Annotated in this window: 13 protein-coding genes; 4 read left to right on the plus strand and 9 right to left on the minus strand. The window is 63.6% G+C overall.

Translation table 11 applies throughout. From position 1 onward, the window contains the following. Position 1 precedes the first annotated feature (1 nt). The 7 genes from ACOI6Z_RS13590 to ACOI6Z_RS13620 all read right to left on the minus strand — a co-directional run bounded on the left by ACOI6Z_RS13590 (position 2) and on the right by ACOI6Z_RS13620 (position 6,486). Entirely contained in the window at positions 2–985 is a 984-nt protein-coding gene (locus ACOI6Z_RS13590) for a zinc-dependent alcohol dehydrogenase family protein (RefSeq protein ID WP_072413118.1), read from the minus strand. 22 nt (positions 986–1,007) lie between these two features. Continuing rightward, complete coding sequence (locus ACOI6Z_RS13595; RefSeq protein WP_060590884.1) at positions 1,008–1,826, minus strand: phytanoyl-CoA dioxygenase family protein; 819 nt, start codon at positions 1,824–1,826, stop codon at positions 1,008–1,010. Positions 1,827–1,850: 24 nt separating this feature from the next. Then, positions 1,851–3,035 (minus strand): acetylornithine deacetylase, encoded by a 1,185-nt coding sequence (gene argE / locus ACOI6Z_RS13600; protein ID WP_369825630.1) that lies wholly within the window; start codon positions 3,033–3,035, stop codon positions 1,851–1,853. Beyond that, complete coding sequence (locus ACOI6Z_RS13605; protein ID WP_065813098.1) at positions 3,013–3,687, minus strand: DUF1028 domain-containing protein; 675 nt, start codon at positions 3,685–3,687, stop codon at positions 3,013–3,015. Before ACOI6Z_RS13605 ends, argE begins: the two co-directional genes overlap by 23 nt. Beyond that, positions 3,684–4,118 (minus strand): RidA family protein, encoded by a 435-nt coding sequence (locus ACOI6Z_RS13610; RefSeq protein WP_044522612.1) that lies wholly within the window; start codon positions 4,116–4,118, stop codon positions 3,684–3,686. The genes ACOI6Z_RS13605 and ACOI6Z_RS13610 overlap by 4 nt, the downstream gene beginning before the upstream one ends. A gap of 26 nt (positions 4,119–4,144) precedes the next feature. Then, a complete protein-coding gene (locus tag ACOI6Z_RS13615; protein ID WP_065813099.1) occupies positions 4,145–5,401 on the minus strand; it encodes a flavin-containing monooxygenase in 1,257 nt (418 codons plus the stop codon). 170 nt (positions 5,402–5,571) lie between these two features. Then, the gene (locus tag ACOI6Z_RS13620) at positions 5,572–6,486 is read right to left on the minus strand and encodes a LysR substrate-binding domain-containing protein (protein WP_004204026.1); all 915 of its coding nucleotides are present in this window, start codon (positions 6,484–6,486) and stop codon (positions 5,572–5,574) included. Between the two features lie 488 nt (positions 6,487–6,974). Between ACOI6Z_RS13620 and ACOI6Z_RS13625 the strand changes: the two genes are divergently transcribed. Genes ACOI6Z_RS13625 through ACOI6Z_RS13640 form a run of 4 tightly spaced genes read left to right on the plus strand, consistent with a single transcriptional unit; the run spans position 6,975 to position 10,985 of the window. Further along, positions 6,975–8,495, plus strand: coding sequence for an amino acid ABC transporter permease/ATP-binding protein (locus ACOI6Z_RS13625; protein WP_050534142.1), 1,521 nt, complete (start codon positions 6,975–6,977; stop codon positions 8,493–8,495). A 26-nt stretch (positions 8,496–8,521) separates the two neighbouring features. Further along, complete coding sequence (locus ACOI6Z_RS13630) at positions 8,522–9,394, plus strand: phytanoyl-CoA dioxygenase family protein (protein WP_044522589.1); 873 nt, start codon at positions 8,522–8,524, stop codon at positions 9,392–9,394. Between the two features lie 23 nt (positions 9,395–9,417). Then, complete coding sequence (locus tag ACOI6Z_RS13635; RefSeq protein ID WP_023289439.1) at positions 9,418–10,248, plus strand: ABC transporter substrate-binding protein; 831 nt, start codon at positions 9,418–9,420, stop codon at positions 10,246–10,248. A gap of 5 nt (positions 10,249–10,253) precedes the next feature. Beyond that, positions 10,254–10,985 carry a class II aldolase and adducin N-terminal domain-containing protein gene (locus ACOI6Z_RS13640; RefSeq protein ID WP_032452631.1) on the plus strand — a complete coding sequence of 244 codons (732 nt, stop codon included), beginning with the start codon at positions 10,254–10,256 and terminating at the stop codon, positions 10,983–10,985. Between the two features lie 17 nt (positions 10,986–11,002). Here ACOI6Z_RS13640 and ACOI6Z_RS13645 read toward each other — a convergent pair whose 3' ends face one another. Beyond that, positions 11,003–11,893, minus strand: coding sequence for an oxidoreductase (locus tag ACOI6Z_RS13645; protein WP_065813100.1), 891 nt, complete (start codon positions 11,891–11,893; stop codon positions 11,003–11,005). 124 nt (positions 11,894–12,017) lie between these two features. After that, a complete protein-coding gene (locus ACOI6Z_RS13650) occupies positions 12,018–13,517 on the minus strand; it encodes an aldehyde dehydrogenase family protein (RefSeq protein WP_065813101.1) in 1,500 nt (499 codons plus the stop codon). Positions 13,518–13,642 lie beyond the last annotated feature (125 nt).

A 13,642-nucleotide genomic window follows, 5' to 3' on the forward strand; every position in this document is an offset into this window, starting at 1 on the left:
CTTAACCCACGGTGAAATCGAGCAGGATTTTACCGCCTCTTCCCGGCTGGCCGGCGGCGGCAATCGCCTCCCGCCAGTCGTTCAACGCCACCCGCCGGGCCGGCGGTTGCGTGGTCGTCGGCAGCCGCTGCCAGATTTCGTCGAACGCCGCCCGCCATGCCGCCACGCTAAGGCCAGGCAGCGCCTCCCGCAGATGAAACTTGCGCACCGCCGCGCTGGCGCGCGTCTGGATCAGCGGCCGTCCGGATAATAAGCCATAGGAGATCAGGATCGACGATGCGGGCAGCACCGACAACAGCGTGTTCCCCAGCTCCCCGCCCACCGCGTCAAACACCAGATCGCTGTGCTGGCTGACCTTCTCCACCAGCGCCCGGTCGGCCTCAAGGATCGGATAGATCCCGGCCTGCTCCAGACGCGCCCGATGCTGCGGCGAGCGAATAATCCCGCTTACCGAACGGGCGCCCATGGCCAGCGCCCACTGCCCCAGCAGGCTGGCGCAAGAGGAGGCGGCGGCGGTCAGCACGATCTGTTTCCCGGCAACCGGCCAGCGTCTGAGCATCAGCATCGCGGTCAGCGGATTGATATACCCGCGGGCGGCCAGCAGATCGTCCACCGCCGCGGGAACCGGCACCAGCCAGGTCTCATCCAGATCGATAAACCGCTGCCAGGTGCCGCCCCCGCGCAGGGGCAGCACCCGCTGGCCCGCGGTCAGTCGGCTGCCGAACGGCGCGGCGACCACCTCGCCAAGGCCTTCGTAGCCGGGCACGGCCGGCAGTCGGGTACGGTGGCGATAGGCGCCGGTAATGGGGATCAGATCTGAGGGATTCACCGGGGCATAGCGCATCCTGACCCGCACCCGTCCGCCGGCCAGCGGCGCCAGCGGGGTGCGTTTCAGCGATAGCACCGCGGCCGGCGGCCCGTAGCGGTCATAAACAATGGCGTCATTGAACATCGACAGGCTCCAGACAACGAAAGGCGGGATCATAGCAGATCCCGTCCGCAGCCGCTTACGCCGGTGGCCAGACCTGGGGGAACAGTGGCGAATCCAGCGGGTCGCCGTCCCGCAGAGTCAGTTCGGGGAACGGCGGCGAGGTCACGCCGCCGCGGTCGGCAAACGCGGCGTCATCCCCCACCCAGCGGGCGGAGAAGACCCGTCGCGCCCGCGCCCCGGGGTTGCCGCGGGCGCCATGGACGGTGCGAAAATGGAAGGCCACCGCGTCCCCCGGCTCCAGCGCCCAGCTGACGATATCGTACTCATCCTCATGGGCGTCGATATCCGGCAGCGCGCTGAACCGGGTGTGTTCGTAGAGCTTTGTGCCATTGAAGCGGGTGGGACTGTACTCCGCCTCCCAGCGATGCGACCCGCGAATGCAGCGCAGCGAGGTGGCCTCCGCTACCGGGTCCAGCGGGATCCAGAAGCTGACGTTCTGCCGGCCGGAGACGCAATAGTACGGCTGATCATGATGCCAGGGGGTGACCGTGCTGCCTCCGGCGGGTTTGACCAGCGTATGCTCATGGAAAAATTTCGCCGTCTGCGACTGCATCAGCGCCGCGGCGATCTCCGCGGCCGCCGACTGGAAGACAAACTCGCTAAACGTCGGGATCCGCGACCAGTTACAGTAATCCTGAAAGAAAGGCGGCGAGCCATCTTTGGGGATCACCGTGCGCGCATGACCATATTCGCTGGGGCTGGCCATCAGCGCCGTGACCCCCTCGGCGAGGCGCTCAACCCAGGGGGTAAAAACGCCCTTCAGTAATACCACGCCATCCGCCTGCCAGCGGTCGACAGTCGCTTGATCGATATGGGGAGAGTGTTGATTGTGCATCGCTTGGGTTCCTGTGTGGGTGGATCAGGTAAGCGGTTCTGCGGGCTCGGCGCGCATCCAGGCGCACAGCTGGCCCAGCATCGTCATACAGCGTTCGGTCTGGTCGATGCTGACGTACTCATCGGCCTTATGGCCCTGGGCCATGCTGCCCGGCCCGCAGACCAGGGTCGCGACGCCCATCTCATCGAACAGCCCCCCTTCGGTGCCGAACGCCACGGTGGAAAACCGATCGCTGCCGCACCACTGCGCCAGCCAGCGGGCGAAGTCGGACTGCGGATCGCTGAGCAGCGGCGGGTAGTGGCTCAACAGCTGAAACTGGATGTCGCTCTCACCGCCGACCCGGCGCATCTCCGGCAGCAGCCGGCGGCGGGCGTAGGCCGCCAGCGCCTCGGTGACCGCTTCGGGACGCATCCCCGGCAGGTAGCGGATCTCAAAATCAAAGCGGCAGGACTGCGGGACGATGTTCAGCGCGGCGCCGCCCTGAATGGTGCCCACCTGCAGGGTGCTGAAGGGCGGCGAGAAGCGGCTGTCCTGCTGCCGGGCCAGACGCGCGCCCAGCCGATCCAGGCGGTTAATCAGCCTGGCCGCGTAGCGGATGGCGTTCACGCCCTGTGGGGCATAGGCCGAATGGCAGGCCTGGCCCTCGATGCAGCAGCGCATGGCCAGTTTGCCTTTATGACCGAACACCGGCTGCATCTCCGTCGGCTCGCCGATGAGGCACAGCGCCGGTTTCTCCGGCGAGGCCTGCAGAAACGCCACCAGGCTGCGCACGCCGAGACAGCCGACCTCTTCATCATAAGAGAAGGCCAGATGCAATGGCATGCGCAGCGGCGCCGCCAGAAAGTCATCCACTGCCGCCAGCACGCAGGCGAGAAAGCCCTTCATATCGGCGCTGCCGCGGCCGTAGTAGCGGCCATCGCGCTCGGTCAGGCTAAACGGCGGCACGCTCCAGTCCTGCCCGTCCACCGGGACCACGTCGGTGTGGCCCGAGAGCATCACCCCGCCGCCGCCGGACGGCCCCAGCCGGGCGTAGAGATTGGCCTTACCGCCCGACGGGTCATAAAAGCGGCGGGACGTCACGCCGCGGGCGGCGAGAAAATCGGCGATCCAGTCGATCATCGCCAGGTTCGAATGGCGGCTGGTGGTATCAAAGGCCAGCAGCGCGGCAAGGATCGCTCCCGGCGTGTTATTCATCGCCAGGCACGCCATAGGCCGGCGCCTCGCGCGGGTCGAGCGCCCGGGTAATGTAGGCCTCCATTTGCGGCTCCCACGCCAGCCACAGCTGCTCAAGGGCCGCCAGCGGATCCGCCTCCGCCCAGTCAATGCGCAGGTCGACCACCGGCCACGGGTAATCATCCACCACCTTCACCGCCGCCGAGTGGACCGGCCCGGCCTCGCCCCCGGCGACGATCCCGGCGCGCAGCCCGGCCAGCAGCCGGCTGGCCAGCTCACCGGTGGCGGCCTCAAAGGCGCCCACCATCGCGGCGATCACGCCCTGACTGTCCAGCATATTGCCCGCCGCCACGCAGTTATCCCCCGCCAGGGCGCCGCCGATCCCGAGGGTGAATTCCCCGCTGAACACCGCTGTGTCGCCGTTGGCGTCAATCGCCGCGACCTGGCGATATTCGCGAAAGCGATCCTCCGCCAGAGCCTGCTTCATGGCCTGCTCAACGCTGGCCCCCGCCTCGATCGCGCTGAGGATCTGCGGCCCCAGCGACGGCAGGGTAATATTCTGGCTGGAAACCGCCCCCACGCCGGGCAGCAGCCAGGGACAGCGCGACCCGACGGCCATGCTCGATGAACTAATGGCGATGCCCAACTGACCCGTTTCCGGGCAGCGGGCGGTAAGGGAGAGGGTCATTCTGTCGCCTCCCCCTGCCAGTCGTCGGGGATCACCGCCGTGACGTCAATCTCCATCAGCCACTGCGGCTGCGCCAGGGCCGACACCACCACCCCGGTGGAGATGGGGAAGACCCCTTTCAACCATTTGCCCACCTCCTGATAGACCGGCTCGCGATAGCGTGGGTCGATCAGATAAGTGGTGGTCTTGACGATATGCGAGAGGTCGCTGCCGGCCTCTTTCAGTAGCTGTTCGACATTCTTCATCGCCTGCTCCGCCTGGGCCCGCGGGTCACCGAGGCCGATCAGGTTGCCGGCGAAATCGGTGCCGACCTGGCCGCGAACGTAGACGGTATTCCCCGCCCGCACCGCCTGGCACAGATCGTTATTCAGCGCCTGGTTTGGGTAGGTCTCTTTGGTGTTAAACATGCGAATACGGGTATGGGTTGGCATCAAAGCACTCCTTCAGGAATCGGTTATCAGGACGGCTGGTAGCGCTGATACTGGCGCTGAATGGCGATCTGGTCGGCAATATATTTGGCATCGTGCCAGACGCCCCAGATAAAGGTGGACCCGCGCCGCGACAGCCACGGCAGGCCGAGGAAATAGACCCCCGGCTCCGTCGACACGCCGCGGTGATGCTGCGGCCGCTGCGCGTCATCGAAGGCGTTGACCTTCAGCCAGCGATAATCGGTGGTATACCCGGTCGCCCAGATGATGGCGCCGATCCCGGCCTCGGCCAGGTCGAGGCTAAGCAGCGGGTCGCTGACGCAGGCCGGGTCGGGCAGAAAGTCACGGGCGGAGGGCTCTTCGGGCAGATCCAAACCGTTGCGCGCGACCCAGTCGTCGGCGGCGTCGAGCAGCGCAAGATAGGAGGCATCGCCGCGGCGGATATTCTCGGCCAGGTCGGGGTGGAACAGTGCCCTGGCGCCGTCAAAGCCGCGAGTCTGCCCCACCAGGGTGACCCCCTGATGCGCCAGCTGGCGAAAATCGACGGTATGGCCGCCGCGCGCGCCGCTCACTGCGATAGTGACATGCTCTTTCCCCGGCGCATTGGCCGCAGCGTCCCACATCCCCAGCACGCCGAGCCACCAGCAAAAATCGCGCTGGCGATAGCGACGCGGCGGCCGGTCGTGCGCCCCCACCGACAGCCACACCGCGCGTCCGGCACGCTGTAGCTCATCGGCAATCTGCACGCCGGAGGATCCGGCCCCCACCACCAGCACGCCGCCCTCCGGCAGCTGCTGCGGATTAAAATAGTGCGCCGAATGGAGCTGCTGAATAGCCTCACTCTGCGGGGCGATGGCCGGGATCGTCGGGCGCTGAAAGGGTCCGGTAGCCGCCACGATCCGCTGCGCCTCAATCACCCCCTCGGAGGTGTCGACACGAAAGCCCGGCCGCCCGGCGAGGCGTTCGGCGCTGTACACCTCCACCCCGGTGCGGATCGGCGCATTGAAGCTGCGGGCATAGGCGGCAAAATAGTCCGCAACCTGCTCTTTGCCGACAAAGCTGTCCGGCGGGCTGTCAGGGAACACCATCCCCGGAAACCGATCGTGCCAGGCCGGGCCGTTGGCCACCAGCGAATCCCAGCGCCCGCTGCGCCAGGCCTGGGCAATACCCTGTTTCTCCAGCACCAGATGGGGGATATCCAGCCGGGTCAGATGCTCGCTCATGGCGACGCCCGCCTGTCCCGCGCCGACCACCAGGGTATCAATCTCGGTTATCTGTTCAGTCATTTCTCTATCCTTCAAGCACAGTTGCCGACGAGGTCGCCGGAATTGACGGCTTTCAGGTTATTTAACTGTGACGAATTGGTAAAATATTATAAAACGATCGACTGAATAGAATTTTACGAGGCTGAGTGGCGACAGAAAAAATAACGCCTGCCGGATCGACAGGCATTATTTCAGCCGTGAGAGGGGGTTAATTCGATACTGCGACAATAATCCATAAACAGTTGCGTCGGCCGCGTCGGCTCATTATTAGCGAGGTGCGCCATAATTAAGGTTGAGGCGGGCATGTCGTCGGCAATATCCCGCTGCACCACCCTTTCGCCATCGTAGGTCATATCGCAGCAGGGCCGGGTGACCAGCACCGAAAAACCGAGCCCCTGGCCGACCATACAGCGCACCATTTCGATAGAGGGGGAGCTGTAAGCCACTTCCGGGTGATAGCCCTTTTCCTTAAAGATGGAGATGAAATAGTTTTTACTCGGGACCGCATCGAGGAGGATCATCGGCTCGCGACTCAGCTCCTGCAGCGTCACCTGCGCCTTTTGCGCCAGCGGATGCGCGGCGGGCAGCAGCGCGTAGGGTTTATGCGGGGCATTAAGCCGCTCTTTATTGATCGAGTGGCCGAGCTCCAGATCGTAGACCAGCGCCAGGTCGAAGCGGCCGCGGTGCAGGCCATGCATCAGCTCATGCTGTTCGCCGTCATACAGATGCAGCGTAATTTCCGGATAGCATTTCTTAAACCCGGCCACCAGCTTCGGCATATACAGCGGGGCCACCGACTCAAAGCAACCAATGGAGATCATGCCAGAAACCAGCTCCTTATCCGCTCGCGAATTCTGCTCAAATTCCCACGACAGGCGCAGCAGCTCCTTCGCTTTATCGTAGATCCGCCGACCGCTGGAGGTGAGCGAGACGCCCTGCGCGTGGTGGCGAATAAACAGCTGCTGGTCGAAGGTGCTCTCCAGATTCTTAATGGCAATGGAAATCGACGGCTGCGCAATGTGCAGCTGGCGGGAGGCCTCGGCGATACTCTCCGTCTCCACCACGGTGACGAAATATTTGAGCTGCTTCAGGGTAAATCGGTTCATAGCATCACCATTGATAAAATATGGTCCGGCGCACGCGGGGAATAGTTTTCCTCTAAGTCCCAAGCAATCCGCGTGCCACCCGCGAAGAATGGCGGCGCATTGCCCGCCAGGGGGCGATATTATTTTTTCTCCGCCCGCGCCGGCGCGGTTTATTTCCCCGTTTGCACCATCATGCATCACGCTGCACATTGAGCAGGCAGCGGTCGCCCCAGTTTCGCGCAAAATAACCTGTCTGCATAAAATGGCGTTATTGAATTACAGCTATTGTTTTTAAATTGTTTACGTAAAGTATCCTGATAATCACTTTAAATTCCATATCGTTAATAACGCTGTATAGTTTTTTTAAACTTAAAGACCAAAAATTTACTAATTGCCTCTGAAAGCATCCTGCCAGCATAGTGTATTCGCACGATGAACACCGGCGGCTCCCCATTAATGCACAGCCGAGCCGCTTTCATTTAGGTTAATTATGACGAGTGAAATAGCCCATGACGTTTAACTGGAACTACATGTTAAGCCTGCTCAGCGATGCCGATTTTTGGTGGGCCACCTGGACCGTCATTAAATTAAGTCTGCTGACCTGGGGCTGCAGTATTGTGCTCGGATTTGTTCTGGCGCTGGCTAAACAGTCGCCGCGCGGCTGGTTATCCACCCCTGCCCGGCTGTATATCTGGTTATTTCGCAGTATGCCGCTGCTGGTCCTGCTGATTTTTGTCTACAACATGCCGCAGGCGCTGCCCTCCTTCGCGCCGGTGCTGAACGACCCCTTCTGGGCCGGCCTGCTGGCGATGGTCCTCAGCGAAGCAGCCTATATCGCCGAGATCCATCGCGGCGGGCTGCTCTCCATCCCCCGCGGGCAGAGTGAAGCCGCGCGGGCCCTGGGTTTGCGCTACGCCGGGATCCAGTGGCGGGTGATCATTCCCCAGGCGCTGCGCGTCGCCCTGCCGGCGCTGGCCAATGAGTATATCGCCATCGTGAAGCTCAGTTCGCTGGTGTCGGTGATCTCCCTGACCGAAATATTGATGGTCGGCCAGCAGCTCTACTCGCAGAACTTTCTGGTCATGGAGACCATGACCGCCGTGGCGTTTTATTACATCTTTATCGTCACGGTGTTCGATTTTCTGCTGAAACGGCTGGAGAACTACCTCGATGTCACCCGACGCGACACCGCCCGGCCGGTGGATGCCGAGATGCAGCAGTTGGCGACCGCCCGCCGCCCGGCGATGGCGCGCAGCGTCTCCCAGGGCCATGAGCCGGCGCTGCAGGCCTCTAAGCTGCATAAGGCCTACAACAACGTCGAAGTGCTGGGGGCGGTGAGCCTGCAGATCCAGCCCGGCGAAGTGGTGTCGGTCATCGGCCCGTCGGGCTCGGGAAAAACCACCCTCATTCGCCTGCTGAACGGTCTTGAGCAGATCGACAACGGCGAAATTCAGATTAACGGCCAGCCCTTTATTCATCTCGACCGTCAAGGGCAGCAGAAGCCGCGCTTTATGGAGAATGCCGAACACCGTCTGAATATCGGCATGGTGTTCCAGAGCTTCAACCTGTTCCCGCATCTGACCGTGTTCGGCAATCTACTGCTGGCCCCGCGCTATCACCATCTGGCAAGCGACGCGGAGCTGCGCCAGCACGCCTGCGAGCTGCTGCACAAGGTGGGCATGCTGGAACACGCCTGGAAGTATCCGCACCAGCTCTCCGGCGGTCAGCAGCAGCGGGTGGCTATCGCCCGCGCCCTGATGATGCGCCCGCAGATCATGCTGTTCGATGAGCCCACCTCGGCGCTGGATCCGGAAAAAGTGAATGAGGTGCTGCAGGTTATCGAATCCCTGGCCCATGAAGGCATCACGATGGTCATCGTCACCCACGAGATGAACTTCGCCTTCAAAGTGTCTGACCGGATCGTGTTTATGGAGAAAGGCCGGGTGGTGTGCGATGACACGCCGCAGGCGATGCGCAGCGGGCAACACCCGCGGGTCGAGGCCTTTCTGAAAGATGTTTCTCTGGCTTAACTATCGGGACGTGAAGAGGAAAAACTATGATTGCGCAGTGGCAAATTGAGCAGTTTCATCAGCAGGGTTATCTGGTGGTCGAAGGGGTGCTTTCCGCCGCCGACATCGCCACTCTGCAGAGCGATTTTGACGGCTGGGTCGAGGAGAGCCGCCGCCACGCGTCGGCGTGGGGGGAAACCCTCGACGGGCGGCCGCGCTTCGATATCGAGCGCGACCATGCTCCCGACCATCCGTCGCTGCGCCGGGTCGCCTCCCCGACGGAGATCTCCGAGGCGTATCGCCATACTGCGCTCAACTCGCGGATGGCGACCATCGCCGCGCAGTTGATCGGCGGCAGCGGCACCCGCTTTCATCACAGCAAAATTAACTCCAAGCTGCCGCACACCGCCACCGAGGTGAAATGGCATCAGGATTTCCTCTTCACCCCGCACAGTAATGACGACATCATCACCGCCCTGCTGATGGTCAGCGAGGTGACGCCGGAGAATGGCCCGCTCAATGTGGTGCCGGGCAGCCATCAGGGGCCGCTGTGGTCCCACTGGCAGGAAGGGCGCTTCACCGGAGCGGTGGATGACGAGGTGGTGACGGCTCACTGCCAGCAGCCGCAGGCCTGTTTTGGTCCGGCGGGCTCAGTCTGCTTTATGCATACCCGCCTGCTGCACGCCTCCAGCCCCAACGAAACCGCCCTGCCGCGCACCCTGTTCATCAGCGTCTACGCCGCCGAGGATGCGCTGCCCTTCGGCGAAAACCCGCTGCCGAGCCGCCATGCCGGCCAGCTGGTGGCCGGGGAAGAGAGCGGTCTGGTGCGCAGCACCGATAACCAGCTTCGTCTGCCGCAGAAGCCGCGCGGCGCTTCGTTTTTTGTTCAGCAGGCCGGTGCCGATCGCGCCAGCATGTAATTCGCCCACACTCCGGAGGTTTTATGACACGCTTTTTCGCACCACGCCCGCTGGCTCTGCTGCTCTGCGCAGCGGGGGCTCTGACATCCCTGAACGCGCTGGCCTTCCAGCAAAGCGGCAAAATCACCGCCGGTTCGGACATGACCTTTTTCCCTTACGAGTATATGGAGAACAATAAGCCGGCGGGGTTTGATATTGAACTGCTCGACGGCCTGGCGAAGAGCATGGGCCGCGAGGCGGTGAATATCGATACCCGCTTCCCTAACCTGATCCCCGGACTGCAGGGCGGGCGCTTCGATATCACCAACTCGTCGATGTACATTACCGCCGAGCGCCTGAAGGTGATCGACATGGTGCCGTACCTGAAAAGCGGGGAAGCGATCCTCGCCCGTAAAGGGAGCGACTATCAGCCAAAGACCCCGGAAGACTTCTGCGGGCATAAAATCGGCTCGATGGGCGCCACCTCGTGGCTGGCGCAGTTGCAGAAGCTTTCCGCCGACTACTGCGTGAAGAAGGGGCTGAAGCCGATTGCGCTGAGCGTCTATACCACCGACCCGCAGACCACCCAGGCGCTGCTGTCGCGCGCAGTGGATGCGCAGATCACCGACGCCGCCGTGGCGCGCGGGGTGGTGGAAAAGCTGGGCGACCGGGTGGTGATCGCCTCTGACACCCTGATCTATCCGGTGCTGAACGGCTTTGGCGTTAAAAAAGGCAACACTGAGGTGAAAACCGCCCTTGAAGAGGCGCTGAAAAAATACAGCACGACGCCGGAATACGCCGCCCTGCTGAAGAAATATCACTTCCAGGCGCCGACGGCAGAGGATCTGCAGACCCTGATGCCAAAAGCGGAGTAATGCCCATGCGCGATACCGATGAAGAGCAGATCCGCATCGACCTGGCGGCCACCTTTCGCATCATTGCCCATCTTGGCATGCATGAGGCGGTGGCCAACCATTTCAGCGCCGCGCTCTCCGCCGACGGGAAGACGTTTTTACTGAACCCGAAGTGGAAACACTTTTCGCGCATCCGCGCCAGCGATCTGCTGGTGCTGAACGCCGATGATGAAAGCTGCGCCGCGCGCCCTGACGTCGATGCCACCGCGTGGGCTATTCACGGGCAGATCCATCAGCGGCTGCCGGACGTGCGGGTGGTGCTGCATCTGCACCCGGTGTACACCACCAGCCTCGCCTGTCTGGCGACGCCGCAGATCCTGCCCATCGACCAGAACACGGCCCGCTATTTTAACCGGGTCGCCGTCGATACGCTGTACGGCGGGATGGCGGACACCGCGGCAGAAGGGGCCCGGCTGGCGGGGCTGCTGGCGGATAAACGCCGTCTGCTGATGGGCAACCACGGGGTGCTGGTGACCGCCCCGACCATCGGCGAAGCGTTCGACGATATCTGGACCCTGGAGCGCGCCTGTCAGATCCTGATCACCGCCTGGTCAACCGGCCAGCCGCTGAAGGTGCTGTCAGACGCGGTGGCGGAAAAAACCGCCCAGGACTGGGAGAAGATTGCCGATTTCTCCCGGCAGCACTTTGCCGAGATGAAGCAGTTGATGATCGACCTCGATCCCTCCCTGGTGGACTAACCCCGCGCCAGCCCGGGTCAGCCCGGGCCATCGCTGGCCGCCGCCAGCAGCGGCACGATGATATCGCTGAGCGGCGTCGGTATGCCGTGCTGACGCCCGCGACGCTGCACCACCCCGTTACGAATATCCCACTCCAGCGGTCGGCCATGCAGGCGATCGATCAGAATAGAGGTGCTCAGGTCGGCAGGCGCCCGATGAAAACCGGCGATGATCTCCTCCGGCACGCTGTCGCTCAGGACGGCCCCTTCCGCCCGCGCCACCTGCAGGCATTCGCGCAAATAGGCCAGTCCGAGAGCGGTGATCTCCTCCCGGGCGAACATCCCGGCGCGTCGTCCGGTCAGCACCATCAGTCCGGCGACGGCGTTCTGCAGCAGTTTACGCCAGGCCACGGTGGTAAAATCGGCCGCCAGCTCCACCGCGCAGCGGGTTCCCGCCAGCGCCTGCTGCACCCGCTCCGCCCCCGGCAGGTCCGGCAGCGTCAGTCGCGGCGCGGCGCGCAGCCAGACGGAAGCATCGGCGTCGCGCTGCGCCGGAAACCAGACCACCGACGGCAGCACCGTCGCGCCGCCGGTCAAAGGGGCAAACTGCTGGCGCTGCTCGACGCCGTTTTGCAGCACGCATACCACGGTGTCCGTCGAACACAGGGCCGTCAGCCAGGGGGCGATGGCCTCCGTCTGGGTGGCCTTCACCGCGACAAACACCAGGTCGAAGGGGGCGGCTATCGCCGTCGGGTCGGTGAGCACCGGGCCGGGCACCACGATCTCACCCTCATCAGTGCGCAGCACCAGCGACGTATGGGCAGTGCGCCCGCAAACCACCGGCGCCCTTCCCACCGCAAACAGGGCGGCGGCGATAGTCGTGCCGATGGCGCCGGGACCAATTAGTGCAACCTCAGGAAATGCTGTCATGCCGAAGACCTCCTCATCATTCACTGCCCTGCGCGGGCAAAGATTGCCCTCCACAGTAGCGAGAAAGCGCGGAGGTCGGCAAGCGGGATGTCGGGAAAAGCGATGCGCCTTCCCCGACGGAGGGCTAGTAACGCACGCAGACCGATTTGGTTTCGCACCAGCCGTCGAGCCAGTCCGGGCCGAAATCGCGACCGGTACCGGACTGCTTCATGCCGCCGAACGGCAGGTTGGCGTCAATCAGGGTATGGCTGTTGACCCATACCGTCCCGGCCTGCAGGCGGTCGGTATAGTTGAGAGCCTGGGTCAGGTCGCGGGTCCAGACGCTGGCGGTCAGGCCGAAATCGCTGTCGTTGGCCAGGCGCAGCGCCTCCTCGCCGTCAGCCACCCGCACCAGGTTCACCACCGGGCCAAACACCTCCTCGCGGGTAAGGCGCAGCCCGGCGTCCGGGTTGACCACCAGCGTCGGCGGAATATAGTACCCCCCGGCATCCGGCCCGGCGCTGCCGCTGATAAGCTCCGCCTTCTGCTGGCGGGCCTCTTCGAGGTAGGCCGCCACCTTGTCGCAGTGGGCCCGGGAGACCACCGGGTTGATCTGCGCCGTCTCCTGCATCCCCGGTCCCACCTGCAGCGATTTCACCGCCTGCTCGAAACCGCTGACAAGGGTGTCAAACAGCGGCGCTTCAATGTAGATCCGCGAACTGGCGGCGCAGACCTGTCCCTGGTTGAGGAAGCTGCCGGTCATCAGCCCCTCAATGACCCACTGGGGATCGGCGTCTTTGAGCACAATCGCCGGGTTCTTGCCGCCCAGCTCCAGCGTCACGCGGGTCAGTCGGTCGGCGGCCACCCGCGCAATCTGTTTCCCGGTGGCCGTCGAGCCGGTAAAGCTCACCTTCGCCACCTGCGGATGCGAGGTCAGCGCCGCGCCGCAGCCGGCGCCGCTGCCGGTGACCACGTTGAACACCCCGTCAGGAATGCCCGCCTGGGTCGCCAGCTCCGCCACCCGCAGCAGGGTCAGCGGGGTGGTTTCCGAGGGTTTGATGACGATCGAGCAGCCCGCCGCCAGCGCCGGCATCACCTTCCACATGCCGATCATCAGCGGGAAATTCCACGGGACGATGCCCGCCACGACCCCCACCGGCTCTTTTTTGGTCCACGCCTGGTAACGGGCCCCTTGCGGGAACGGGATCGAGACGTCCAGCGTCCGGCCGCTGATTTTGGTGGTCAGCCCCGCCGTGTAGCGCATCCAGTTCAGGGTGCAGCCGACCTCGAAGGCGCGGGAGATGGCGATGGATTTACCCTGCTCAAGGGTCTCCAGCTGCGCCAGCTCCTCGCCGTGCGCCTCCACCAGATCGACAAAGCGCAGCAGGATGCGCTCACGGTCGGCCGGGGTGCGAGCGGCCCAGCGGCGATCGACGAAGGCGCGCCAGGCGGACATCACCGCCCGGTCGACATCCGCCGGGCTGGCGTCGGCGGTGGTGGCGATCGCCTGCCCGGTGGCCGGATCCCAGACGGTTAACCGGTTTTCGCTCTGCGCGGCGCAGGGAGCGCCGTCGATATACAGGCCATGCTGACGGTCTAAAAACTGCTGGACGCTGGCAAGCAGCGCTATCTGAGAGGTGGACATACCCTTTCCTTATTCTTCGCGGATAGTGCTTTCAGTCTATGTCCGGTTGGCGGCTGGCGCTTTTTTCTCTGTGACATTCGTTTGCGCCGCTGTGACAGTCGCCGCAATTCCGTCGCCTGCCCTGA

Origin of the sequence: Klebsiella sp. C239 (genome assembly GCF_048822715.1) — a bacterium.
In the GTDB taxonomy this organism is placed as follows: Bacteria; Pseudomonadota; Gammaproteobacteria; order Enterobacterales; family Enterobacteriaceae; genus Klebsiella; species Klebsiella quasipneumoniae.